The organism is Mycoplasmopsis ciconiae (assembly GCF_036350065.1).
GTDB lineage: Bacteria > Bacillota_I > Bacilli_A > Mycoplasmatales > Metamycoplasmataceae > Mycoplasmopsis > Mycoplasmopsis ciconiae.
The window spans coordinates 42,124-68,454 of sequence record NZ_JAZDWZ010000004.1; the positions used below are offsets into that span (position 1 = coordinate 42,124).

Annotated in this window: 23 protein-coding genes and 1 rRNA gene; 13 read left to right on the forward strand and 11 right to left on the reverse strand. The window is 25.7% G+C overall.

Annotated features, from left to right (window positions below):
* From ftsH to V2E24_RS01575, 9 genes are all read right to left on the reverse strand, one after another.
* Entirely contained in the window at positions 1-2,040 is a 2,040-nt protein-coding gene (ftsH, locus tag V2E24_RS01535; protein WP_330500672.1) for an ATP-dependent zinc metalloprotease FtsH, read from the reverse strand.
* 43 nt (positions 2,041-2,083) lie between these two features.
* Positions 2,084-2,956: a tRNA lysidine(34) synthetase TilS gene (gene tilS, locus V2E24_RS01540; protein WP_330500673.1), complete on the reverse strand. Its 873-nt coding sequence runs from the start codon at positions 2,954-2,956 to the stop codon at positions 2,084-2,086.
* Position 2,957: 1 nt separating this feature from the next.
* Positions 2,958-3,515, reverse strand: coding sequence for an aminoacyl-tRNA hydrolase (gene pth / locus V2E24_RS01545; RefSeq protein ID WP_330500674.1), 558 nt, complete (start codon positions 3,513-3,515; stop codon positions 2,958-2,960).
* A 40-nt stretch (positions 3,516-3,555) separates the two neighbouring features.
* Entirely contained in the window at positions 3,556-4,107 is a 552-nt protein-coding gene (gene frr, locus V2E24_RS01550; protein ID WP_330500675.1) for a ribosome recycling factor, read from the reverse strand.
* Complete coding sequence (gene pyrH, locus V2E24_RS01555) at positions 4,107-4,826, reverse strand: UMP kinase (protein ID WP_330500705.1); 720 nt, start codon at positions 4,824-4,826, stop codon at positions 4,107-4,109. Before pyrH ends, frr begins: the two co-directional genes overlap by 1 nt.
* Before the next feature lie 98 nt (positions 4,827-4,924).
* Positions 4,925-6,289: a tRNA uridine-5-carboxymethylaminomethyl(34) synthesis GTPase MnmE gene (gene mnmE / locus V2E24_RS01560; protein ID WP_330500676.1), complete on the reverse strand. Its 1,365-nt coding sequence runs from the start codon at positions 6,287-6,289 to the stop codon at positions 4,925-4,927.
* 26 nt (positions 6,290-6,315) lie between these two features.
* On the reverse strand, positions 6,316-6,531 hold the full coding sequence (locus V2E24_RS01565) for an RNA-binding S4 domain-containing protein (protein ID WP_330500677.1): 216 nt from the start codon (positions 6,529-6,531) through the stop codon (positions 6,316-6,318).
* Between the two features lie 13 nt (positions 6,532-6,544).
* A complete protein-coding gene (gene dnaN, locus V2E24_RS01570; protein ID WP_330500678.1) occupies positions 6,545-7,648 on the reverse strand; it encodes a DNA polymerase III subunit beta in 1,104 nt (367 codons plus the stop codon).
* A gap of 139 nt (positions 7,649-7,787) precedes the next feature.
* Positions 7,788-9,257, reverse strand: a complete 1,470-nt coding sequence (locus V2E24_RS01575) for a helix-turn-helix domain-containing protein (protein WP_330500679.1) — start codon at positions 9,255-9,257, stop codon at positions 7,788-7,790.
* Between the two features lie 261 nt (positions 9,258-9,518).
* On the opposite strand from V2E24_RS01575, the gene V2E24_RS01580 reads away from it, so the two are divergent.
* On the forward strand, positions 9,519-11,708 hold the full coding sequence (locus V2E24_RS01580) for an ATP-dependent DNA helicase (RefSeq protein WP_330500680.1): 2,190 nt from the start codon (positions 9,519-9,521) through the stop codon (positions 11,706-11,708).
* Positions 11,709-11,753: 45 nt separating this feature from the next.
* On the opposite strand, the gene V2E24_RS01585 is transcribed toward V2E24_RS01580, so the two are convergent.
* On the reverse strand, positions 11,754-12,077 hold the full coding sequence (locus V2E24_RS01585) for a hypothetical protein (protein ID WP_330500681.1): 324 nt from the start codon (positions 12,075-12,077) through the stop codon (positions 11,754-11,756).
* A 103-nt stretch (positions 12,078-12,180) separates the two neighbouring features.
* Between V2E24_RS01585 and serS the strand changes: the two genes are divergently transcribed.
* The 6 genes from serS (at position 12,181) to rrf (ending at position 18,337) form a co-directional block, all read left to right on the forward strand.
* The gene (serS, locus tag V2E24_RS01590) at positions 12,181-13,443 is read left to right on the forward strand and encodes a serine--tRNA ligase (RefSeq protein ID WP_330500682.1); all 1,263 of its coding nucleotides are present in this window, start codon (positions 12,181-12,183) and stop codon (positions 13,441-13,443) included.
* Positions 13,444-13,704: 261 nt separating this feature from the next.
* Complete coding sequence (gene rpmH / locus V2E24_RS01595) at positions 13,705-13,851, forward strand: 50S ribosomal protein L34 (protein WP_330500683.1); 147 nt, start codon at positions 13,705-13,707, stop codon at positions 13,849-13,851.
* Positions 13,851-14,183, forward strand: a complete 333-nt coding sequence (gene rnpA / locus V2E24_RS01600; RefSeq protein ID WP_330500684.1) for a ribonuclease P protein component — start codon at positions 13,851-13,853, stop codon at positions 14,181-14,183. The genes rpmH and rnpA overlap by 1 nt, the downstream gene beginning before the upstream one ends.
* Positions 14,167-16,290 (forward strand): membrane protein insertase YidC, encoded by a 2,124-nt coding sequence (gene yidC, locus V2E24_RS01605; RefSeq protein ID WP_330500685.1) that lies wholly within the window; start codon positions 14,167-14,169, stop codon positions 16,288-16,290. The genes rnpA and yidC overlap by 17 nt, the downstream gene beginning before the upstream one ends.
* 110 nt (positions 16,291-16,400) lie before the next feature.
* Entirely contained in the window at positions 16,401-18,212 is a 1,812-nt protein-coding gene (locus V2E24_RS01610; protein ID WP_330500686.1) for an alpha-amylase family glycosyl hydrolase, read from the forward strand.
* Positions 18,213-18,231: 19 nt separating this feature from the next.
* Positions 18,232-18,337: ribosomal RNA gene (gene rrf / locus V2E24_RS01615) — 5S ribosomal RNA — on the forward strand.
* A gap of 58 nt (positions 18,338-18,395) precedes the next feature.
* On the opposite strand, the gene V2E24_RS01620 is transcribed toward rrf, so the two are convergent.
* The gene (locus tag V2E24_RS01620) at positions 18,396-18,944 is read right to left on the reverse strand and encodes a hypothetical protein (RefSeq protein WP_330500687.1); all 549 of its coding nucleotides are present in this window, start codon (positions 18,942-18,944) and stop codon (positions 18,396-18,398) included.
* Between the two features lie 75 nt (positions 18,945-19,019).
* Between V2E24_RS01620 and V2E24_RS01625 the strand changes: the two genes are divergently transcribed.
* The 6 genes from V2E24_RS01625 (at position 19,020) to V2E24_RS01650 (ending at position 26,327) form a co-directional block, all read left to right on the forward strand.
* Positions 19,020-21,140 carry a HinT-interacting membrane complex protein P80 gene (locus V2E24_RS01625; RefSeq protein ID WP_330500688.1) on the forward strand — a complete coding sequence of 707 codons (2,121 nt, stop codon included), beginning with the start codon at positions 19,020-19,022 and terminating at the stop codon, positions 21,138-21,140.
* A 5-nt stretch (positions 21,141-21,145) separates the two neighbouring features.
* Positions 21,146-22,384: a HinT-interacting membrane complex lipoprotein P60 gene (locus V2E24_RS01630; protein WP_330500689.1), complete on the forward strand. Its 1,239-nt coding sequence runs from the start codon at positions 21,146-21,148 to the stop codon at positions 22,382-22,384.
* A complete protein-coding gene (gene hinT, locus V2E24_RS01635) occupies positions 22,384-22,701 on the forward strand; it encodes a histidine triad protein HinT (RefSeq protein WP_330500690.1) in 318 nt (105 codons plus the stop codon). Before V2E24_RS01630 ends, hinT begins: the two co-directional genes overlap by 1 nt.
* A gap of 92 nt (positions 22,702-22,793) precedes the next feature.
* A complete protein-coding gene (locus V2E24_RS01640; RefSeq protein WP_330500691.1) occupies positions 22,794-23,108 on the forward strand; it encodes a thioredoxin family protein in 315 nt (104 codons plus the stop codon).
* A gap of 293 nt (positions 23,109-23,401) precedes the next feature.
* Positions 23,402-23,848 carry a hypothetical protein gene (locus V2E24_RS01645; RefSeq protein WP_330500692.1) on the forward strand — a complete coding sequence of 149 codons (447 nt, stop codon included), beginning with the start codon at positions 23,402-23,404 and terminating at the stop codon, positions 23,846-23,848.
* A gap of 19 nt (positions 23,849-23,867) precedes the next feature.
* Entirely contained in the window at positions 23,868-26,327 is a 2,460-nt protein-coding gene (locus V2E24_RS01650; RefSeq protein WP_330500693.1) for a hypothetical protein, read from the forward strand.
* Positions 26,328-26,331: the final 4 nt, after the last annotated feature.

The following is a 26,331-nucleotide window of genomic DNA, read 5'->3' on the forward strand; positions in this document are numbered from 1 at the left end:
TTATTTTTCATTTTCGTTAATTAAAGTGTCTAAATCAAATTCAGAAGAATCTTTAGATTCTGTATTTTTTTCTGATTTAAGTTCTTCAGATTTTTCTAATTCTTCTTCGTCTTTAATCATTTTTGAGTTATCTTGTGGATAAGCTAAGTTTTTGGCAATGTAATCAATTTCTTCAGAAACAATTGTTTCTTTTTCTAAAAGTCTGTTGGTAATCAATTCTAAAAGTTCTCTATTTTCTAAAATTGTTTTCTTAGCCAATTCTAAAGCATCATTAATTATTTTTCTTACTTCTAAATCAATTTCATGACCTATTTGGTTTGAATAACTTTTGTTTGTTGCTAAGGTTCTTCCTAAGAAAGGACTTCCTTCTTCAGCTTCGTATTTTACAGGACCTAAATCACTCATTCCAAATTGTGTAACCATTCTTCTTGCAATATTTGTAGCTTTTTCTATATCGTTAGCAGCACCTGTTGAAATGTTATCATCACCATAAATAATAGCTTCAGCAGCTCTACCACCCATAAAACTTGCAATAGTTGAAAGAAGTTCTTTTTTAGTCATGTTGTATTTTTCTTCTTCAGGAATAATTAAATTATAACCACCTGCATCACCACGAGGAATAATTGTAATTTTTTGAACTTTGCTTGCTCCTGGAATTTTAATACCTACAACAGCGTGACCAGCTTCATGGTAAGCAACCATTTGCAATTCTTTTTGAGTAATTGTTCTTGTTTTTTTAGCTGGACCACTCATTACACGGTCAATAGCTTCATCAATAATTTCTAATGTAATTAAATCTTTATTTTCTCTAACTGAAAGTAATGTTGATTCATTAATAACATTTTCTAATTGTGCCCCTGAATAACCTGGTGTTCTTTTAGCTATATTTTTAAAATCTACATTTTTTTCGAATCTTTTTCCTTTTGCATGTAATTTTAAAATTGCTTCACGTTCTTTAACGTTAGGTAAGGCAACTGTTATAGTTCTATCGAATCTACCTGGTCTAACTAAAGCAGGATCTAAAACATCAGTTCTATTGGTTGCGGCAAAGAATAATAATCCATTATTACCTTGAATTCCATCCATTTCCACTAAAAGTTGGTTAAGTGTTTGTTCACGTTCATCGTGACCACCACCTATACCACTACCTCTAGTTCTTCCTATGGCATCTAACTCATCGATAAAAATAATAGCTGGGGCATTTTTTCTAGCTTCGGCTACAACTTGTCTAACTCTTTTAGCACCTAGACCTACATACATTTCAACAAAACTTGAGGCTGAAATAAAGTAGAAAGGAACATTAGCTTCACCCGCAGTCGCTTTAGCTAATAAAGTTTTTCCGGTTCCTGGAGGACCACCTAATAAAATACCATGAGGCATTCTTGCACCAGAATCTTGATATTTTTTAGGATTTTTTAAATAATCTACTATTTCTTTAATTTCTTCAATAGCTTCTACGTTTCCGGCTATATCAGAAAATTTTTTGTTTGATATTATTTTTTGAGCTGGGCTTTTATCACCTAAAATTCCGCCACCTCCGCTCATTGATTTATATTGAGCTCTTTGGAATCAGAATAAGAGTAATAAAATAAGCACTAATGGCCCAAACGCGAAGAATAATCTAGTTCAAACGCTTTGAGTTTCTATTGCTGTTCCACTAACTACACCAGAAGCAAGTGTACCATCAACTGTGTATTTAATAGCTTGATCAATTAAAATTGATTGTTCTGGAAAAAGAACTCTAAATTCAGATATATTTCCTGCAGATATATAATTTTGGTTTTGGAAAGTTCATGATATTGTATTTGTATTTATATTTGTTTGAAGATTAGAAATATAAACATTATCACTTACAGATGCTGCAGATTTTGTGATGTCTTCAGCTAATTTAGATAGACTTGAGGCAATAGGTGTGCTACCGCTAAGTCTAGTTACTAAAAAATATATTGAAAGACCAAGAAGAAATATAAATAATAACAAACTAAAATAAAGTCTTTTTGATTGATATCATCTACCTGGTTGATTATTTTCGTTTTTCATGTTTCCTTTCTATTTTTTGTAATTAAATAATAAAATTATATATTTATTTTACTAATTCACCTTTATTTTTGAAAAGGTAAATATTTTCTTTTAATAGATATTTGCTTGTTCTGTTTTTTGACAAAATAAACTTCTTGAGCATTTCTAATTTGCCTTTAGTTAAGTTAATTTGATCAAAATTTTCAGTAATAAATCTATATATTAACTTTTCTTTATTTTTCAATTTTGAAAAAGTGTCTTGAGAAAAATTTTTATTTTTTCATTTTCTATAATCCATATTTAATGGAATATTTTTTATATTTTGTAATGTTTGCATCAATTTTATATGTACTAAAAAGACTAATTTAGACTTTTTTTGGACTAAAAAAGTACTTTTTCTGATCTTATTACGTAAATATTTATCATTTTGATTAGAAACATCAACAGCGTAAGGGATATTTTTCTTTATAACTAAATTTTCTATTTCTTGTTTTGTATATTTATATAAAAAAGGTCTGTAAATATTCATATTTTTGTATATATTTTTCTTTTTAATACCTAAATAATTAATTATTCTATTGTGTTGTTTTTGGATATGATAACTTTCAATAAAATCATCTAAATGATGAGCGATTAATAATTTGGAACAATTTTGTTGTTCATATATAGATTTAAAAAAGTTATATCTTTTTTCTCTTGCTCAAGCTTGAAAATTACCAATATGTTTTTCGTTTTTATCTATAATTAAGCCATAAAAAGGAATATTATTCTTTTTACAATAATCTTTAACTATATTAAAATCATAATCTGATTCTTCTCTTACGTTGTAATTAACACAAGCTACGATAGTGGAATATTTATTTTTTAGCTTATCTAACATAAACATACTATCAGGACCGCCACTAACAGCAAAAAGAGCTTTTTGTTTTTTTAACATGTTATTTTTTTCTTAGTTGATTAAAAGAATTCATTACTGTATTAATATCATTAAAAGCAAAACTAATTGCAGCTTCTGCAGCTAAATCTAAAACAGGTTCTAAAACTTTCATTTCTTCAGTTGAAAAATTTTGTAAAACATAATCTTTTAATGGAACGACATTACTTTTTCCTATTCCAATACGAATACGTTTGTAATTAGGGTTATTTAAGCACTGTGTAACACTTTTGATACCATTATGACCCGCATCACTTCCACCAATTTTGATTGACGCTTGACCAACATTAAAATCTTTTTCATCATGTATAACTAAAACATCATCTCATGATATTTTGTAAAAATTACACAAACTTTGAATAAATTCTCCTGATTTATTCATATATGTTAGTGGTTTTGCGATTATTAAATCATCTACTTTTTCAAATTCACCATTAAACTTATTTTTAGTTAAATTAATATTTAATTTTTTAGTTATTTTATCTATTACTAAAAAACCGACATTATGTCTTGTGAATTTATATTGTTCTCCTGGGTTTCCTAAACCAACTATTAATCTCATTATTTCTCCATTTTATACTTAAATAAAAAACGAACTTTTTTTAAAAGTTCATTAATTCATTTTCTTTTTCTTTTGTAAGAACGTTGATTTTTTCAACTAATTTGTCTACTTCTTTTTGAATGATATCTAAATATCTTTTTTGTTCATCTTCTGTTAATTCATCATCATTTTTGATTTGTTTATTAACGTCTTGTCTTGCGTTTCTAACACCAACTTTAGCAGCTTCTGTGTACTTAGAAAGATTTTTAACCATTTCTCTTCTTCTATCGGTTGTTAAAGGTGGGAATGTTAATCTAATTTGATGTCCTTCATCAACAGGCATAATTCCTAAATTAGCATTAGTTAAAGCTTTTACACAATCTTTAACACTTGAAATATCATATGGTTTAACTAATAATTGTTGAGGTTCTGGAACACTGATGTTTGCTAATTCTTCTAAAGGTGTTGAAATTCCATAATAATCAACTCTAACACCTTTAATTATCTGAGGATTAGCTCTTCCGGTAGAAATTTTTGATAATTCAAATTTAAAATGATTAATTGCTTTTTCACTTTGATCTTGTAACTCTAAAATATAAATATCTAATTCCATTATTTAGTAACCTCTGTATGTTTAATAGTTCCTTTTATTGCTCTTAAAATAGCATTTTCTTCAGCTATATTAAAAACAACTAACGATATATTATTATCTCTTGCCATGCTTGTGGCAGTAAGATCCATAACTTGTAATTTTCTCTCTAAAATTTCATCATAAGTTATTTTTTCAAAACGATGTGCATTAGGATTTAATTTTGGATCAGAATCATAAATTCCTTCAACTTTATTTTTACCCATCAAAATAACTTCAGCATTAATTTCTGAAGCATAAAGTGTAGCAGCTGTATCAGTTGTAAAATAAGGTCTTCCAGTACCACCAACAAATATAACTACTTCACCATCATTTAAGTATTTTATAGCTTTTTCATTAACATAATTTTCAGCAACTTTAGCATCAATATTGATTGAACTTTGAACTCTTGCTTTTAAACCTGCAGCTTCAAATCCACTTTGCAAAGCTAATCCATTCATAATTGTTGCTAACATACCTATATAATCAGCTCTATTTCTAGGTATTCCGTTTTTTTCAGCGCTAGCTCCTCTTCAGAAATTACCACCACCAATAACAATAGAAACTTGAACACCTTCGCTGACTATTTCTTTAAGTTGTCTGGCAATATTAGAAACTAATTCATAATCAATAGCTAATTTTTTTTCTTTATTTACTAACCCTTCACCTGAGAGTTTAATTAATATTCTTTTATATTTCATAATTCCAGTTAAATCCTTTTTAAAATATATAAATTATATTTATATAAATGCTAATTTATTATAACATTTTAAATTTAAATGCTTAAAAAGATGAAAATAAGTTATTTACCGAGGCAAAAATTCTTAAACATAACATCGAGTAAATCTTCTCTATTTACTTTACCTTTGATATTTTGTAATGATTCTCAAGCTTCATTAATATCAACAATAATTACATCAAAACTAAGATAATTATCTAAAGCTTCAATGGCATTTTCTAAACTATCTAACGCACTTTTAACAAGTGATATTTGTCTAGTATTTGACATTATTTTATCGTCATCAATATCGATGTTTGAATATTCTTTTATTAATTTATTTTCAAGTTCTTTAATATCATTATTTATAGCTGATGTATATATGTATTCGTCTGTTTCACAGTTTTTTTGGTCAATTATTAAATCTTTTTTATTTATAACTTTTATATATTTTTTATTATATTTTTTTGCTTCATTAGCGATTAATTCGTCGTATTCGTTGTTTTGTTGAGTAGGATCAATAACATGAATTATAAGTTGAGCTTTTTCTATTTGTTTAAGTGATTTTTCTATACCAATATTTTCAATTTTCTCGTCACTTTTTCTTAAGCCGGCTGTATCTATTAATTTAAATAAAATTCCATCTACTTGATAAGAAGCTTCAATTATATCCCTTGTAGTCCCTGCTATATCTGTAACAATAGCTTTATCATCATTTAATAACGCGTTTAATAAGCTGCTTTTTCCAACGTTAGGTTTTCCTAAAATAGCTGTATTTACGCCTTCAAAGATATATTTAGAATTTTCAGAAACTCTAATTATTTCTTTTAATTCTTTGATTAAATCTTTAATTTTAGGTTTTATATCTTCATCAGTTATAACTTCAATATCATTATATTCAGGGTAATCAATATTAACTTCACACAAACCAATTAAATATGCTAGTTTATTTGATAAATTATCAATTAAATCAGCTGTTTTTCCTTTAAAACGATTTACACTAGCTTGTGCTTGTTTATTTGTTTTGGCAAATATTAAATCATGGATAGCTTCAGCTTTTATTAAATCCATTTTTCCGTTTAAAAAAGCTCTTCTGGTAAATTCACCTGGTTGAGCTAACCTAGCACCATTTCTTAATAATAATTCTAATATTAAATTAGTTACAACAACTCCACCATGGCAATTAATTTCAACTAAAGGTTCTCCAACATAATTGTGATAAACAATTTTATTATTTTCTAAAGAACCTATAAATCACATTACTAAAACTTCATCAATTAATTTATCTTTATCGTAAATATGTCCATAACTTATGCTTCTATCTTTAGCTTTTTGTCCTTTGAATATTTTATTAACTATTTCTAAAGCATCAGGTCCACAAACTCTAACAATGCTAATAGCTTGATTTGAATTATAACCACTACTTATAGCTGCAATATTGTCATTCATATAATAAAATTAGTGCTATTTTAGCACTAATTATCTTCTCCTTCAATTTTAAATAATGAGTCATTAACTCATACAATATCACCTATTCTTATTTTGCTACTTCTACCTTCTACAAGTTTTCCATTAACTTTTACTTCATTATTTTTAATGAATTTTTTACTTTGCCCACCTGTTTCAGTTTCATTAACTTTTTTTAAGAATTGACCAACTTTAATTGAATCACCTTTAATTTTTATGATCATAAAACTCCTAATATTAATATCTTCTTAAAGCGGTAATTAATTGTTTATTATTTTTATTATTTTCACTAACAATTAACATAATAACACCTTCATTATTAATTAATAAATTAATATCATCATCACCGTATATATTTATAGCATCTTTAACAAAATTATAATTAAAATCAATTTCTATAGAATCACCTTCTAAGTGAAAATCGCTAGTTGAAGCTTGACTTATACCTACTTCACTAACTTCATAAATAAGCTTTAATTCGTTCTTATTTATCTTAAATTGTAATCTATTATTTGCTTTTTCTTGGTTAACAAAAACAACTTTATTAATTAAATTTAAAAGAACATTTTTATTTATAACTATTTTTCTTGAAAATTCTTTAGGAAATAATCCGCTTACATCTGTATAAGGAATATCAACTAATAATGATTGAATAATTGTGTCTTTATATATAACACCTAATTTATTATCATCATAAAATAATTCTACTTCTTCTTCGTTAGTTTTTTGAATCATACTTTTTAAATTTCTATTATTTATAGAAAAATTGAATTTTAAATTTTTTTCAATTTCGATAAATTCAGTGCTTAATCTATATCCATCAGAAGCGACTAAAATTATTTTATTGTCTTTACAACTTAAATTAATACATCTTAACATTAATCCTGAATTATCATCACCAGCAGCTACACAAACATCTTTTATTGCTGAATCTAACTTATCAAAATTAACTTTAAAATTATTTTCTGAAATATTGAAATTAATTAAAGGATAAACATGATTAATCTTATTTAATTTATATTCACTTGAAGAATCTTTAATTAATATTTTATTTTCATCGACAATAATATTAATAGTTTTATCTAACTTTTTAATAATATTTTTAAAATACGCACAGTTAATTAAAAATTCACCTTCTTTTTCAATTTTAGTATTTAAATCATTAACTAAAATTGTTTTTTTTGCTGATATTATCCCGTTAGATGCTGTTATTGTTATTGATTGATATGTAACATCAAATTTTAAACATCTAAAAGGAATAAAAGCATTTATTGAGTCAACATATTTACTCATAAATTCAATACTTTTATCTAAAATACTTTTTTCAATTTGCAATACCATAACAACCTCTTTTTCTTAATTAATAATAATTTTTGTGGATATGTGGATAAGTATAAAAAAGTTATATTTATACTTAAATTTTATTTATTTTTTAACTTTTTGATTAAAAGTTTTAAAAATTTAAAATGTTAATTTATGTTTATTTCATCCTATATAATTCTTCTTCAAAGAATTTAAGAGTTCTATTTATAGATGTGTCATTTTTTAATGAATCTATTTTTTTAAGGGCACTTAAAATTGTTGTGTGATCTCTATTAAAAAATGTTCCTATTTGTGTTAAGGTCATATTTAAATGATTTCTCAAAAGAACAATTGCGATGTGTCTAGATAAAACAATTTCTTTTTTTCTTGATTTTCCTAATATCTCTTTTTTAGATATTTTATAATATTTAGATATTGTTTCTATAACCATTTCAGGGGTTATATTTTTTTTATCTTTTACAACATCCTTGAAGATATTCATAACTAAATTATGTACATTTTTAGTTTCTTTTATTTCTTTTTTATAGTAACTTAACCTATTTATAGAACCTTGAAGTGTGCTTATTGATTGTTTGTGATTTCTTATGATAAAATCTTTGGTTTCTTTATCTAATAATTCATTATTTATTCCGTTAATATCTAATAAATGATTTAAAATGAATAAAAAATCATTATTATTAGGGTTTTTTATACTTGTTTGTATTCCCCCAGCTAATCTAGTTATTACGCGGTTATCAAAATAATTTTTTATTTTTTCTAATGGTAATTCACATGCGATTACTGTTGGTTTATTTTTTGTTATTCTCTCATCTATTATTTGGAAAAGAAAATCTACTGAAGATTTTTTATTACCTTTTGTAAAAATTTGAAAATCATCAATTATTAAAAGTTCAACACTTGATAAACCATTGTACATTTTAATTAACTTTTCTTGATTATTGTCAGCCAAAAGCACAACAACATCTCTAAAAAAATTATTTGAATTTAATAGATAACTTTCGTGATTGTTTTTTGTGAAATGATTTTTTAGTGCTAATAATATTTGTGTTTTACCATTTCCTGAGCTTCCTGATATATATAAAGGGTTTGCGTTTAGTAAATTTAATGATAAAGCTCTAGCCATTTCAATAGCTTCATAATTAAAATTAGATTTAATAAGATTTTCAAAAGTGATTTTTTGCGAAGAATCATTATTTTTTGTTAAAGAATCACTTAATTTTTTAGATTTTGTCGCCTTTTTGAGTTTTGGTTCATCTAAATTAATTTTAAAATCCTTTAAATTAGGAAATTCAATAATATTTATAGGAATTTCACGAATATTTTTAGTATTTTCAAAATCACTTTGATTTATTTGGTTATTTTCATCTTTATTTGTTAATTCAAAATCATATTTTTGTTCAAAAGTATTAAAAATAGCGTTTTTAATTTGAGTTTCATACTCTTTTTTATTAAAACTTTTGAATAAATTAAATGCTAAAGGTAAGTAAATAGTTAGTATATTATCTTTTAAATCAATTAATTGGCATTTATTAAAAAAAGTTTTAAAAATCATCGAATCATTAAGTTCAATATTTAATTCTTTTTTGAATTTATTTAACAGATTTTTGTTTTGTAAATCACTATACATATATGTAATTTTATTAAATTATTAACATATAAAAAATAACTATTTATAAAAATAAGTTATTAACATTTTATCCACAACTTTATTAACAACCAAATTATCTATTTTATTGATGTTTTAGTATTTATTAACATTGATAAAAAATAAATTAATTTTAATTTTTTATCCTTAGTTATCCACATCTTTTACACATGAAAATATCAAAAAAATTTAATTTAAATAAAACCTTTTATATAAAAAATTATGGTGGTATACTTTTAAAATATGATTAAGTCAGTTAGTGGTAAATTTACAAAATTAATTAAAGGTGGCGCCTCAGCTAAATGAGGTCTATATACTTTTTCTCCTAGTAGGGTAGAAACTAAAAAAGAAACATATCTTGTTTATTGTAAAATTCAACCTTTGCCTAATCTATATACTGAATATGATGTTCAATTAAAAGAAAGTACAAGCAGAAATTTTACAAGCAAAAGTTTTGAGTTAATTTCTTACGAAAAAAACAAATCAAAAAAACAAGATATTTTTGCTTTTTTAAAAAAGCAAAAACTTAATAAAGTAACAATCAATTATTTAAAAAATATTTACGAGAACGATCAAGATCAATTTTATAAAGATGTTAAAAGCAACAAAAAGTCATTGGTTGACTCAATTAGCGAAAATGATTTAAAAATAATAAAAAATAATTTGAGTTTTTTAGAAGAAGAAAAAATTGCTATTGAAAACGATTTATATCCTTTTCTTGAACAAATCAAAAAAAATAAAGACTTAAGAGATGTTTCGATTTTTGACTTTTTTAAATTGAATGATCCTTATTTATATTTTATTTACAACAGAAAAGTGAAATTTGAAGATGTTCAAAAATTGGCTGATGTTTTAGAATATAGCAGAGATAGTATTAACAGAAAATTATTTTTACTTGTTGTTAGTTTAAGAAATTTGGAAAACACACGTGAATTTTCTAACGATTCTTTATTTAGAAACAAATATGTCAGAAACGAACTAAATAAATTAATTTTAATTAGTGATGAAGAGTATTCAGATTTATTAATTTATGGAGCCAACAAAGAAGTTATCAAGTGATTTAATGATAAAAGTGGACTTTATTTATCGTTGGTAGAAATTTGAGAAAAAGAAGATTTCATTGCTAAAAAACTTATTTCAATTAAAAACTCTAAAAAAACAAAATTTACCTTAAACAACTATTTAATAGATAAATTAGACGAAGATCAAATTGAAGCTTTTCATTCGTGTTTAAAAAATAATGTTACTGTTGTATCAGGGATGCCTGGTAGTGGTAAAACTTTTTTAATCAAAACATTGGCTGAAACTTTTGATGAAAATGATTTAAAAAACGAAAAAGATTATGTTATTTTAGCTCCTACAGGTAGAGCAGCAAGTAACATAAGTATAAAAACAAACCACAACTCAAAAACTATCCACTCTTTTTTAAAAATAAATGATGATGATGGTGAATTGTTCTTTGATTATGATGCTTTTGATTCAATAAAAATATTGATTATTGACGAGTTTAGTATGGTTAATTTAAATATATTTTTTAAATTAATGTTAGTTTTAAATAAATTAGAAAAAATCATTTTAATAGGTGATTCGCACCAACTTCCATCTATTGGTGTAGGAAACCTTTTGGCTGATATCATAAAAAGTAAGCAATTCCCTGTTAATTACTTAACAAAAACGCACAGAAGTGAATTTGTTGAAATTTTTAACCATTTTAAAGCTGTTATTGAACCTAATGAAATTCCTTTCATTGACCAAAAAATAGTTGAATTTAAAAATACTGATCACACATTTTTATTAGAAAATTTAAAGGATTTATATTTAAGTAAAATTGACGAATATGGCGTTGATAATGTTGTAGTTTTATGTCCGATGTATCGTAGTTTAAATGGAATAAATAAAATTAATGAAATTATTCAAGATTCTTATAATCCTAACTCTGAATTGTTAGCAACTAAAAAAGACGGTAATAGCGAAATAAAATTCAAAATCAACGACAAAGTTATTCAAGTAGAAAACAGATACGAAGATAATGTTTTTAATGGTGATATGGGTTATTTAAGAGGTGTTTCTTGTGAAACAAATCCCAAAACAGGTGTTGCTAAAAAAAGATTTTTAGTTGAATTTGAATCACTTAATGGTGAACTTAGAAAGGTTTTATATACAGAAACGGAATTAAAAACACAACTGAATTTAGCTTATAGTATTAGTGTTCATAAATTCCAAGGTAGTGAAATTGATTGTGTCATTATGCCTTTTATTGATGAATTTAGTTTGATGTTAAATCAAAAATTAATTTATACAGCTGTAAGTAGGCCAAAAAAGAATTTATCATTAATAGGTGATAGTAATTATTATTTAACAACAATAAACTATCAAAAACAATTTAGTGAAGAAACAACAACTAATTTTTATTATTTATTAGCAAATGAATAAAAAAAGAACAAATTTAATTTGTTCTTTTTTTATTGTTTTATAGTATTATAAGTCAATCTTAATATCAAAATTCATAACTTTGTTTTCTAAAAAATCTTTTAAAATTTCAAAGTCTTTTTGTGATAAATTTAAATTTTTAGCGCTATTGAAGTGAACGTATTCAACATCTCATCTTAATTGATATTTATTAGATGCTAGAAAATCTAAAAAATCTTCAATAAATCATTCACAATAACTTTTAGAAAAGTGTAAATCTCTCAAAGTTTTTTTAATTTTGATCTCAAAATGTCTAGAAGTAAATTCCTCTATTTCAAAATCAAAAGATAAATCAATATCTTTAGAATCCACTACTTGATAATCCTTTAACATAAATTCTCCTATAATGCTTATTTACTTAATGATTATAATAATTTAATTTAATTTTTAATAAATTAATAATGTAAAATTTATAAATATAAAAACGGAGACATATATGTTAAATATTAAGTATATTTTAGAAAAACCACAAGAAATTAAAGAAGGTTTAAAAAATAGAGGTTTCGATTTACAAATTTTTGAAAAAGCTTATGAATTAGCTCAATTAAGAGGTAATTTAATGTTTGAAGCGCAAAATAAAAAAGCAGAACTTTCAAAAATGTCTAAATCTTTTGCTCAATTCAAAAATGATCCTGATAAATTACAAGAAGTTAAAAATCAAATTTCAGTAATTAAACAAGAGCAAATCTCACTCCAAAACAAAGCTGATAATGTTAATAATGAATTGAATGATTTACTTTTAAATATTCCTAATATACCTTTAAATGAAGTTCCTGTTGGACCAGATGAAAGCATGAATGTTGTTTTAAAGTATCATTCAGAATTAGGTAGAGGATTAGTTTCAAATGTTAAACCACATTATGTTGTAGGTGAAAAATTAGGTCTTTTTGATATTGAAAAAGCAGCAAAATTAAGTGGTTCAAGATTTGTTTTATATAAACAAAATGGATCAAAATTAGTTAGAGCATTAATTAATTTTATGTTAGATTTACACGAGTCAAAAGGTTATAAAGAATTTACTCCGCCAGTTTTAATTAAAAGCGAAATGCTTTATGGTACAGGTCAATTACCAAAATTTAAAGATGATTTATTTGAAATAAATAATTGAAATTTATATTTAATACCAACTGCCGAAGTTCCTTTAACAAACATTTTTAACAACGAGATAGTTGATTTAACTTCACCACAAAGAATTACAGCTTTTACTGAATGTTTTAGAAGTGAAGCTGGAAGTAGCGGTAAAGATACAAAAGGAATTTTAAGACAACATCAATTTAAAAAAGTTGAATTAGTTAAAATAACTTCTGAAGAAGATGCAATAAATGAATTTAATTTAATGCTAGAAGATGCTAAAGATGTTTTAGAAAAATTAGAAATTCCATACAGAGAAGTTTATTTATGTACAGGAGATATGGGATTTAGTTCTAGAAAAACAATCGATTTAGAATTATGATTACCATCTGAAATGCGTTTTAGAGAAGTTTCAAGTGTTAGCTACATGGGTGATTTTCAAGCTCGTAGAGCGATGATCAGATATAAAAAAGACGGTGAAACTAAATATGCGCACACTATGAATGGTTCAGGTTTAGCTATTGATAGAGTTGTTGCGGCGATTTTAGAAAACTATCAAAATGAAGATGGAAGCGTAAGTGTACCTGAAGTTTTAGTTCCATATATGGGTGGAAAAAAATTACTTTAATTTATTGAAAAATAGGTAAAAAACCTATTTTTTTGTTTAATTTAAAAGCATTTTTTTAGCACAAAAACACTTAATAAGTTCTTATATCAATAATTAATTTAAAAATTTTTTTAACTTAAATGACTGTTTAACAGTTATATTGGTAAATATTACACATTTATTTTGTCTCTTCAATAAAGCCACATAAAAATTTAAAAATAATTTATAATATAAAAGCTTATTTATTAATATTTTTATATTTAAAAGTAGAAGGAGGCAAAAATGAGCAAAAGAACATACCAACCTAATAAACGTAAACACGCTAAAGTTCACGGATTTAGAGCAAGAATGAAAACTGCTAATGGAAGAAAAGTTTTAGCAGCTAGAAGAGCAAAAGGTAGAAAATTCTTAACTGTTTCAGATAAATAATGAAAACTCAATATCGACTAAAGAAAAATTGAGAATTCGATAAGCTACTAAAATCAAATTCTCAATTAGTAAACAAATACATCATTGTTTATTACACTAAAAGCAAATCTTTTAAAGCTGGAATTACTGTTCCTAAAAAATTTGCTGGGGCTGTCGGTAGAAATTTTTACAAAAGACAAATGCGTTCTATTTTAAATGAACTGGATGTTTTTGATTTGAAATACAATTTTGTTTTCATTATCAGAAAAGAGTTTTTAAACACTGATTTTAGTGTTAAAAAGAATGCAATTGGCAAATTGATAGAAAAGTTAAAAAATGAAAAAAAACAATAACAACAGATCACATAAATTTGATTATTTCACTAAAGGTTTTGATCCAAAGGAACAAAAAAAAGAACGTTTAAAGAAAATTTGACAAAGTATTAAAATTTTCTTATACGTTGTTGTTTTTGGATTAACTTTAACAGGTTGTGTTCAGTCATTTGTAGTTACAACATCATCACACGTAGGTAATGGTTTAGAGTTATATCTTGATAAAGAAGCTATAGCACCTAAAGTTAATGTGTTTGATGAAAAAACAGAAACAATTAAAGCTGACCAACAAAGTGATGAGAAAATTGATTTGTCTACCTACGAATTAAATCCAGAAAAAAACATTTACATTGGAAATGATTACGAAAACGCTAAAAATGTTTTAAATGCACTAAGAGAACAAACCGCTTCACAAAAAGGTGAATACGGAAAATACGGTAGCTTTTCAAGTTCAATTAGTTTAAATAACATTGAAGAAAATCAAATTTTCAATGTTAATAACAACTACTTATTTAAAGCACAAAGCACTGAAGAATATATAAGTATTTACCACAACCAAAAACAAGTTTTAGAAGATCTTTTAAATTCTAAATTATATGTATTTGGTGGAGATATTTCATTTAAAGATGAAAATAAAGGGCAATTAACACTTCCTGCATTTAAAGGCGTAAGTAATACAATTTTCACTCAATTTAAATTTGATGAAGCTACAAAACAATATAAATTTAATCCAGTTATTGCAGAGGTCAAAGACTCTAACCAAGAATCTACTAGCCAAGTTAAAGAGCTTTTAGGTGGATTATACGAATTAAGTTTTGCTGATTCTATAAATTTTGCAAAAGAAGACTATGCAAATATTCAAAATCAACAAGATAAAATTAATAAAGCTAATGCTATTTACGCAAATGATTTATTAGTTACATTAATACATAATTCTGTTTATAAATGAGATGTTAAAAAATACTTTAATAATTTAAGTGTTTCAGAATTTATTAAACAAAATATTTATGATGTTTTAAAAGCTGATATTAACGCAGAAGTTACACTTACACAAGCGCAATATAATATCATTGAAAAATATTTAAATACAATTAATTCATATGCAAGCGTTACAGGTTTTGTTACACCTAGTGTGTTTTTACAATACCAACAAAAAGAAATTAACGCAAAATTTGCAAACAATAATGATGAATTAATTAAAGGTCTTAATCAACTAAAAGATCAATATTCAGGTGATGTTTCAAAAAACAGAATTCTTAAATTTGAATTCTTAGATTCACAAAATTCACCTTTTGGTTTACCTTTAAAAGGTGATTCGCCACAAAAAGCTATTACTTCATGAGGTGAATCATGAGAGTTAGGACCTTTCTATGGATTGTTAGTTTACCCACTTAACATTCTTATCCAAAGTACAAGACAAGCAATGCCTAATTTAGATGGTTGAGCTTCAATTATCTCTATTATTATTGCTGTTATCGTTACTAAAGCTATTTCTCTTGCTTTATCTTTTAAAGGGACAATGTCTCAATCTATCCAAGAGGATTTAAAAACTAAAAAAGCTGTTATTGAAGCAAAATACAAAGGTTTTGAAAATAATAAACAAATGAAAATTAAGAAACAACAAGAGATTTCTAATTTATACAAAAAACACAATATTAAACCTATAGACCAATTTGCTTCTGTTGTTTTAGCTATGCCTATATTCTTTGCTATGTGAAGAGTTATTCAAGGTGTACCCGAAATAAAATCAACAGTTTGATTAACAATTAACTTTGCCTCTGTTTCATGAAGAAGATTGTTTGCTGGTGAGTGACCATATTTCTTTGTTTTATTCTTTGCTGCTGGTTTACAGTTTGTTTCGCAGTTTTTACCAAAATTGTTGAACAAAAAACGTATGAAACAACGTACAACAATTGCTGAGTCTGAAGCACTTAAAAAATCAGAAAAAACTCAAAATATTATGATGATAGTATTCTTATTCATCACACTTATTTTTAGTGCCGGAGTTCAAATTTACTGAATTTTTGGTTCTATATGAGTAATAGGTCAAACATTAGCTCTTCATAAATTGAAGAAAACAGATTGATTTAAATATAAATATTCTAAAAAATTCGAAACAGATAATTAAAACCAAAAATACCAATTCATTTGGTATTTTTTTGTTATTTTCTTACTTGCTCGGGCAACATTATTTGATTATTAATGGATTAATAACCTAAAATAATAAAATTTAATTATATGAAGAAGAAAATTTTTAAAATTTTGGCACCCTTAAGCACAATTATGTGTACTGGATTATTAGCTGCCTCATGTAATACAAACACAAAAGTCGAAAAAAGCAATTGAAATGACCCCAAATTTGTTGATATTATCAAGAAAAATAATTTAAATAATTTATCTTATGATGATGAAGCAAAAAATGCTAAATTTATTGCACCTTTTAATGACAATATTAAATCTAATGTTATGTACCAATTAACAGTTTATAGTTTCGCTGATGGTAATGGAGATTACATCGGAGATTTTATTGGTTTAAAAAATAATTTAGATTATTTTGTTGATTTAGGAATTGATACATTATATTTATCACCAATTCATCCAGCGAGTTCTTATCATGGTTATGATGTTATAGATTATACTGACATAGCTCCTGAATTAGGAGGTATGGAAGCGTTTGATCAATTTCTCCAAGAAGCCCATAAAAAAGGTATAAAAGTAGTTATGGATATGATTTTTAATCATACTTCTTATGAACATCCATGATTCCAAAAAGCTCTTCAAGGCGTTGAGCCATATGTAAATTACTATAGATTTTTTAGCGACTCTAATTTAAATAACCTGAGCGCATATGGTAAAGATGATAAACACTTAAGAGATCTTTTTTACAATGTTGATAAAAACATACAACCCACTAATAAAACATATGTAGCAGAATTTTGAGGAGGTATGCCAGATTTAAATTTGGATAGCCCTGAATTAAATAAAGAAATAGAAAATATCCATAAATTCTGAACTAAAAAAGGTGTGGATGGCTTTAGATATGACGCTTTTTATCATTTTTACGGATCTAGAAACAAATACGAACCAACAAAAGATGCTTCAGAAACAGCTAAACTATTTGCTAATTGAAGAAACGCATCCAAGTCTGTAATTAACCCACAAGAGAAAAGAAGTTCTGATGATGTTTTAATGTTTGGTGAGTGATGAAACAACACACTTGATGCATCAGTTTATTTTAACTATAAAAACCAAAAAGCCTTAGACACAGTTATAGACGGACAATATTTTAAAAATAATAATGTTGGTTATATTAGTTATAATGTTGAGAGAAATATTATAAGTGAGTTATCAAAAGATAATCAAAACAGATTATGATTACCATTTTTAGATAATCATGATGTTGAACGTTTCATAAATAATTTAAAAGGAAGATATCGTGATGAACCTGAACATCTTTTGATGCATTATAAACAAATGTTATTAATACTTTTAAGCAAACCAGGTAAACCTATTTTATATGATGGTAATGAATTGGGAATGCATGGAGGTCCTAAATCTAAAGGTGATCATAAGGTAAGAGAAGCTTTCAATTGATCAGATAAAAATAAAATTGTAGATTTTTATGAAAGAAGAAGTGGACCAGATTCATCACATATTGTTTTAGGTGATTCACAAGACACAAAAACCATCGAAGAACAAAGAAAAGATAAAAATTCTTTATTCAACTTTACAAAAAAATTGATTCAAATAAGAAAAGATAATCCATTTTTAAGTGAAATGGACCCGGAAACTATAGTTGAACCCTTAAGTGTAGTAACACCAAAATCAGCTATGACAGACGGGCAAATTTATGTAAGAAAAAACAAAGAAGGAAAAACACTTGTTTTTGCGACATATTTAATTGGTAATGATTTTGATTTTACCCTTAAAAAAAACTATAAAAATGTTAAAATTTTAGACGAATTTAATACTCAGAAAATAGGAAATAAAAATTTTAAAATTTTAGATGAAAAAATTCCTTTTTCATATATAATATTAGAGCTTAGTTAGCAAGCCTAACAAGACATAAAATAGTGACTATAGCGAGAGGGCTCACCTGATTCCATTCCGAACTCAGTAGTTAAGCCTCTTAGTGCCGACGATAGCCGAAAGGTGAAAATAGGGAGTCGCTTTTTTTATTTTATTTAATGTTTTTTATTAATTAAAAAAGCCCTTTTCAGGCTTTTTTTTAATTTAATAAGGCAATTCGCTTCAATAATCAAACTGATATTCATCAACAATAATTTTTTTAGGATTTTTAAAATCAATGTAATTGATTCTATGCAATTCGTTTGATGGTTCATCATCTATAAGGATTCAAAATTCACCATTAGAATCATAAATTTCCTCGGCTAAAGATAAAACTTCTAACTCTTGTGTATTTTTTATATGAGTGATTTCATTTATATTTTTTACATCTTTAATAATAGATTCAAAAACTCTTAAATTACTGTTTTTTTGTGATGAACTAACAAGTAATTGGATGTATATTTTTGTGTTATTTTCAGCTAAAAAATAGGGCAAAAATGAATCACTAATATAGTCTCTTTTTAGTAAAAATTTGTCTGGATATTTATAATAAAGTCCTAAAAAATCCACGACAGAAATAGCTGTTTTTAAGGGAAAAATTTTGTCTAATTCCTTGTTTTTTAGCGATATTAGTGTCTTACCTGAAATAGAATAAGGAATACCATGTTTTTTAAAAATTTTAGTCAAATCTGAAATTATTTTAAATGGGTTCATTTAATTATTATAGATAAAAATAGTTTATAATTTAAAATATTATTTTAAATATCGTAAAAAAAGAAAAAGGTAAATATGGCAAAAAATAAACAATCATTTTTTGAAAAATTATCAGAAAAAAACGCTAAGCACGATGAAAAAAAAGTTAGCACAACTTCAAAGTCTAAAAAAAGAAATATAAAAGCTTATATTACTTTAGCAGTTTTAGCTGTTGGTGTAGCAGGAGCTATTACTATTCCTTTAGTTGTTTCAAACAAAAATGTTAAATATGTTGAACCTATTGCGGACGATCAAAAAATAATTAGCATCACTTCACCTGACTCAAATAAAAAAGATATTTCAGTTAAAGAGTTATTAGATGATTTAAATTTAAGTAAAAATCAAAATTCACAAAAAATTGAAGATGTTTATAAACAAGCGCTTTATTATCTTTATGAACAAGAAGTTAAAGCTTCTAAGAATTTTGAACTACTTTGAAACGCTTCTCTTTTACCTAGTGAAACTAAAAAAACAAATATTGCACTACCTACTTTAGATGAGGTTAAAAATAAACAAGAAAGTGTTATTTTAGATCTTGAGAGAAATCTAAAAAGTGTTTATGGTTTAGATAATTGAGAAACTAAATTCAATGAAGAATTAGCAGGTGAAAGATTTGGAAAATCTAAAACAAAAGAAGAAGCGGTTGAATTTTTAACACTTGAAGCTATTAAAAATGACGCTTTAAGAAGATTTACTTTAGAAAAAACCTCAGACTCATTTTTTAAAAATATTAACCAAATAAACAGAAGTGCTAATAATAATATCTACAAATCAGATGAAAACGATAAAATAGTCGGAAATCAATCGACTGGTCAAAGCGAAATTTTGTTTGCTAAAGGCGCAAAAGTTTTCCCTGAATTCGAATTAAACAAAAACTATTTCCTAGATCCTAATAGTGATAAGGTATATGTTTTTAAAACAAGAAGTTTTGATCCTAAATTATGAGACCAAGCTTATATTTTTAGTGATGAATACGTAAAACAAAACACACTTTTTGTTCCTGAACAATTCAAAATTGATATTAAAGCACCTTCGACAATTACAGGAGATTTTAAAGTTAACAAAAATTCTTATATTAATTACGTTTCATACACAATTAAGGATTTAAGTTTATTTAAAGTTTCTGATTATTTAAAAGAAATTAAGTCTGTGTCATCGTTAGTTATAAACGATCAAAGTATGGTTAAAGAATATAGTGATTTATACCAATCCATGTTATCTCTTTTAAGCAATTCTTCTGATAAAGTTAAAGAAAACTTAGGTTCATATGGAGTTTTAGACGCAAATTCATATGTACAAAATTCTGAAGAATCAATAAGTTTAAGTTCATATGTTAATGTTTTTGAAAATGATCAAAACAGATTGCCAAGTGTAAACTTTTTAGACTTGTTTAATTTCCCTTATAATGACGAAACACAAGCCAAAATCGATAGCTTAAAACAAAAAATATCCGAAGTTGAAAATAATTCACAAAAAGTAAATGAATTAAGTAATTTAGTTTTTGAATTAAATACTGTTATTAAAAATTACATTTCATCTTTAAGTGATCAAGAATTTGAAAAAATATTAAATACATTAATTAGAAAAATCTTTTATATTAATGTAAACGAATCTAATTACATATCTTTAGCATATAGAGCTAAAGATATTGACAATGTATATGTCATTCTTGATTCACAAGGTTTATCATTAGTTAAAAAACAACCAATTAATTCTGAAGACTTTAAAAAATTATTAATTAGTGATTTAAAAAACACAGCTAACAACGAAAAACTTAACTTTAATACTTTAAATATAATAGATAAAGCTTTTAGCTCTAAATCTTATGATTTAGATGTGTTGTTAAATGATGATGTTTTTGTAAGTTATTTAAAATATGATCAAGAAAAAATAACTGAATTAAAAAATATTAATACAAACTTTTTAGAAGCAAACAAATCACAACAAAGTATAAAAAGCTTTACAGATTTACAAAACAAAATCAATAAATGAAAATTAGATACAAGTATTTACAATTTTGCCTTTAAAGATGCCAAATTATTTATTGATTACAATAAACAAGAAAGTAATACTTTAAGTGAGAACGACGCCACTCAAACAATTTTTGATTACTTAGCTAAACTTTTAAATATTAACTATAAAACAGGAGCAAAATAATAATTATGAAAAAATGAAAATTTATTTTTAGTGCAAGTTTTGCTTCTTTAGCATTACCTATAGCATCTATTAGTTGTGCCAGAAGTGTTGAAACTCCAGCAAAAATAGCACAAGATCAACAATTTAAAGATAAAAACTTAACTCAAGTAGTTGAAAATATTTATGTAGAAAATGTTTTAGCCAATTTATACCAAAAAAATTACGCCGAATTAATAAATGACATTAATTCTAATTATTTTGAAGATGCTTACAAAGCATTCGAGATTTATTCAATTCAAGAATTAAATAAATCTCCTTTGTATTTTGTTAGTCAATTGAGTAAATTTACATCTGAAGGAATTTTTAGTGATCAACAACTTACAATTTTAAAATCTGCTGACAATATTGCAATTAATCAAATCCCTTCTAAAGAAGCATTCAAAATCTTTTTACAACAAAAACAAACAGGAATTTCAAAAAAAATTAATGAAATTTTATTAGTTTCTAAATACTTCGAAATTAACAATAAAGAATATTTAGAAAAAATCAACAGTGATTTTAAAGACAATCAAGATCAATATGATTTAAATTATTTTAACTTCATTAGTTATTTAGTTAAAAATAAACCTGTACAAAAATGAGGTTTTGAATCATCAGACAATATTGACATTTTTTCATACCCTATAAAAGTAATTCAAAAAGTCAGTGATTACCAAGATTTAGCAAGAAATTTAGCAAAAGAAAGTTTAAGTGTTGATCCTGCCTTAGTTTTTACTAATAACAAAGATTTAGAGGCTAAATTAATAGGATACCAAGGTATTTTAATCGATCAAGCATCAAAATATAATATTAACTTTAGTGTTTCTGATATTAAAGAACTTAAAAACGATGCTTTAAGTGGTTTTGTTGTCAATGACTCATCAATTTTTGATTTATCTAAAGTTGATCAAGAGGGAAATCTTGAAAAATCAATAAAAATATACAACGCTAAAGATAAAAAAGTTTCAGCTACTTATTTAAATGTTCTTTTACCATCTGTAAAAGAAATTAAAGAAACTGTAGAAGATAAAGAAGTAACTAAACAAATTCTTAGTGTCGAAAATAGTTATTTTGCAGATAAAATTCAAAGTTTAATTTTTGCTATTGCCTTAAAAGATGATAAATTATTCCAAACAGCTTTAGAGGCTTTCAAAAAATTAGGTTATTCAATTCAAGTAGATGACGAAACTCTTAAAGAAACACTAAAAGAAAGTAAATTAATATAATGAACGATATTTTTTTAAAAATTATTAATCGTGAAATTCCTGCAGATATAGTTTATGAAGATGAAAGAGTTATTGCTTTCAAAGATATCCAACCAGTTCAACCAGGTCATTTTTTAGTAGTTCCTAAAAAGCACTCTAAAAACTGTGTTGAAATGGAGCAAGAAGATTTTACATATTTATTATTAAAAGCTAGAGAGTTAGCTAATAACTTAGTTTTACAAAAACAAATCCCTGGATTTCAACTTATAATCAATACAGGCTCAAGCGCAGGTCAAACAGTTTTTCACACACATGTTCACATAATACCTTTTAAATAACTAAAATCAAAAAATGCATTTTTTACGCTTTTTTTAGCAAAAAAATGCATTTTTGCTATATAATTAAGAAAATCATAAAAGAGGTAAATAATATGATGAAAGATATTGTTAAATCACAAATAAACGAAGAAGAAATGAACAAAGGTTTAAAAGTTGTTGTTTTTTATGCAACTTGATGTGGACCATGTAGAATGTACAAAAGTTCATTAGAAATGTTATCTGAAAAAGATAGTGTTGACGTTTATCGTGTGAATATTGACGAAGATAGAGCATTTGCTCAAGAAATGGGAGTAAGCTCAATTCCTGCTACATTTGTTTATGAAGATGGAAAAATGATTAAATCATTCATGGGTTACAGACCATATGACCAATTGCGTCAAGAAATTGAAAAATTAAGCGCAAAATAAAAATTAAATCAAAACATAGTATTATGTTTTGATTTTTTAATTAACAACATTATTGTGCGTAAAATTGTGAAATATTTCCATATTTAAGAAAAATATAAAATATAATCAAAAACTAAAACAAAACATTAAAAAATGACTTTTTACACTGTTTTTAAGGTTAAAAAGTCATTTTTTATTATTTTTTATTTCTTGACTGGTCAAATGTGACGATTATTAATAAATGCAAAAAATAAAACTAAATTTTTGGCACTACAGAAACATAAAATTTAAATATTATATAATAAAATTAGTAAATGAAAAATAAAAAGTACAAACCCTTGCCTCTTAGGACTAGAATTAGGTACGTGTTTTTAGGCAAATACCCTTTAGAGAGAAAATACGCACCTAAAATAATTGAATTTATATTCATGTCTTTGACACAAGCATATATTTTGTTTGCGACAATTTTGATTTTTTATCTATTAAATAAGTATCAATTTTTCAAAGATAAAGAGGATAATCTTGAAAAATTTATACAAGAGATTAAAAGTTTTGAATATAGATTATTTTTTACTGCTTTATTTGTTTGTTATTTAGTGTTTATAGTCTTGGGAATACATGCGTTTTACATATTAGATAAAACCGAAGAAGGAAAAATTTTTACTATATTAGCTTTTGTTTTTGGTTTGCTATTCCTATCAATTTTTTCTATTTTATTTAGTTTTTTAGCTTACTGAAAAAATGAAATAGTTTATGAATAGGTTTTAAAAGGAGAAGTTTATGAAGATTAAGAAATTTTTATTACCTTTAGCTTTTGCAGGTTCAGCTGCCATAGCTGCTTTTACAGCTGCTTGTTCACCATCTAAAAGTGATACTCAAACACCCGAATCACCTAAAACACCTGAAGCACCTAAAGAAAAAACAATTATTTTAGCTGTTGATGGAGTACAAGAAAAATTCTACAACAAAGTTATTGAAGAATTTAATAAATCAGATTCTCACAAAGTTGATGGATTCGTGATTAAAACAATTAAAAAAGATGTTTGGTCAGCTAAAGACATTGGTGTTGCTGGTACAACTGACGAAAGTGTTCCAGATATTTTTTACGCACCAGAATTGGTTGATTTAGTTCAAGCTAATGCTGTTAGTGATTTAAATACTTTTGACCCTAAATTATTTGATGAAATTGCTAATATTGTTGGTGCAACAGATGAAGAAAAGAAACAAATGAAAGCATTTGGTTCTTTAAGTGGTGTTGTTAGAGCAACAAACAAAAGAGAAACAAGATTATTTGGTTTAAGACACAACAAAGAAGGAATTATTCTTGCAAGTAACAAAAGTTTAGAAGAAACCAAAAAACAATTAACTAGTCCTGACTCAGATACACTTGTTGAATTAGTTGAAAATGGTGAAGGATTTTTCAGAATCCAAGACTTATGATATGGTAATGGTGTATTAGCTGGAGCTTTCGAAAAAATTAAAAATGATTTAGTTGCAAAAGCACCAGAAGATCAAAAAGAAACAACTAAAGAAAAATATTCAAGATTAATTAACAAAATTGTATATACAGAAAACACAGATGGTAAACCAGTTGTTCAATCAGGATTTGTAGAAGATAACGAATTTAACCCACAATACAAACAAGCTGTAGACACAGTAGTTAAATTAGTTTACCCATTCTTTAAAGCTGCTTATATTGATTCTGCAGAAGAGTTTAAAACAACTATATTCCACGCTAAAAAAATATCACAAGGGGATATTCAGGCTTTATTAGATAAAGATATGGGTAACGTTCAAAACAAAATTTGAGAGTTATTAAAAGATAAAAAAATTAGCTACGCAATTATCGGAAGTTGAGATTTACAAAATACTGAAAAATCAGCTGATGCACAAACATTCTTAAATGTTATTAATGTTGATGAAGGTGTACCATACTTACAAGCTCCTGGTTCTTGATCATACATGATCAACTCAAGAAACAATGGTGCAGCACCAGAACGTAAAAAAGCTATTTCTACACTTTTAAAAGCAATCTTTAATAAAGAATCTTACGCAGCTTACTTTAAAGATGATTCTAAAATACCTTTTACAGCAAAAATGCGTTCAGATGTTCAGGCTTTTGTAGCAGCTGAGCAATTAGCAGAAAGTAAAGAATTAAATGACCAAATTAAACAAGAATTAGGTTATGAAAATATAAAAGAATTAGAAAGTGCTTACAACAATTACACTAAAAACAACCCATTAAAATCTTTATCATCATTTGAAATTAAAAAATGAAGTGTTGAAAATGATAACAATCCTTTAGATAGCAAAAACCTTCTTTCAGAGGAAATTGCTGCAATCAGCGGAATTCAAAAAGAAGAAGCGAAAGATATTAAAAATAAACTTTCAACATTAAAAACAACAGGTTTAAGAAATGTTGTTGCTGCATTATTAGGAATTCAATTAAATCAATTAGAAGGTAATGGACAAGTTTGACAAGTTGGTGTTGAAGTATTAAAAGATGGTGCAATACAACAACTTAAAGAAGCTCAACAATCAGAAAACTCATTACACGTAAGAAAAGTAGAAAAATTAATTTTTGATGTTAATGGGGATAACGCAGAAGAATGAAATGCTGTATTAAATAAATATACTCAAGCTATAAAATCTGAAAACCCAACAGAAGAAGTAAAAAAACTTGTAGATGATGCTTTAGCCAAAGCCAAAGATTTTGTTGCTAAAGCGGCTAAAAACACTGTTTCTGAAGAAGTTGTTAAGAAAGCTGTAGAAGCTTACACAAATACATTCTTACTTACTGCAGAAATAAGAGAATTTGTAAATAAATTCTTCCTTGATGAATCCTTCCCTAAAAAAGATGGTACTCCTTCTACATGAGAAGTGAAAAAAGTTTTATTTGAAATTAATGAATTTAATAAAAAATTAGCAATAAACAAATTAATGGACGTTATTAATTCAAGCGCGCCAATCACTGACTTAACAAACAATAAAGCTTTAGGTGAGTTAAAAACTCAAACATACCGTCTTGATAACTCTAACCCAGCATTCGGAAGCATTGCTTGAGTTTCATGAAATGACCAAACATTTGGAAATAAAATTAAATACGAAGAATTAGCTAAAAGCAAGCAAGTAACTAGCGAAGAAGAATTCAAAAACAAAATTGTTGAATTATTAAATGTTAACTACAGAGAAAAAGTTAATGCCGCATCAAAAGGTATTAAATCAGTTACATTTGAATAATATT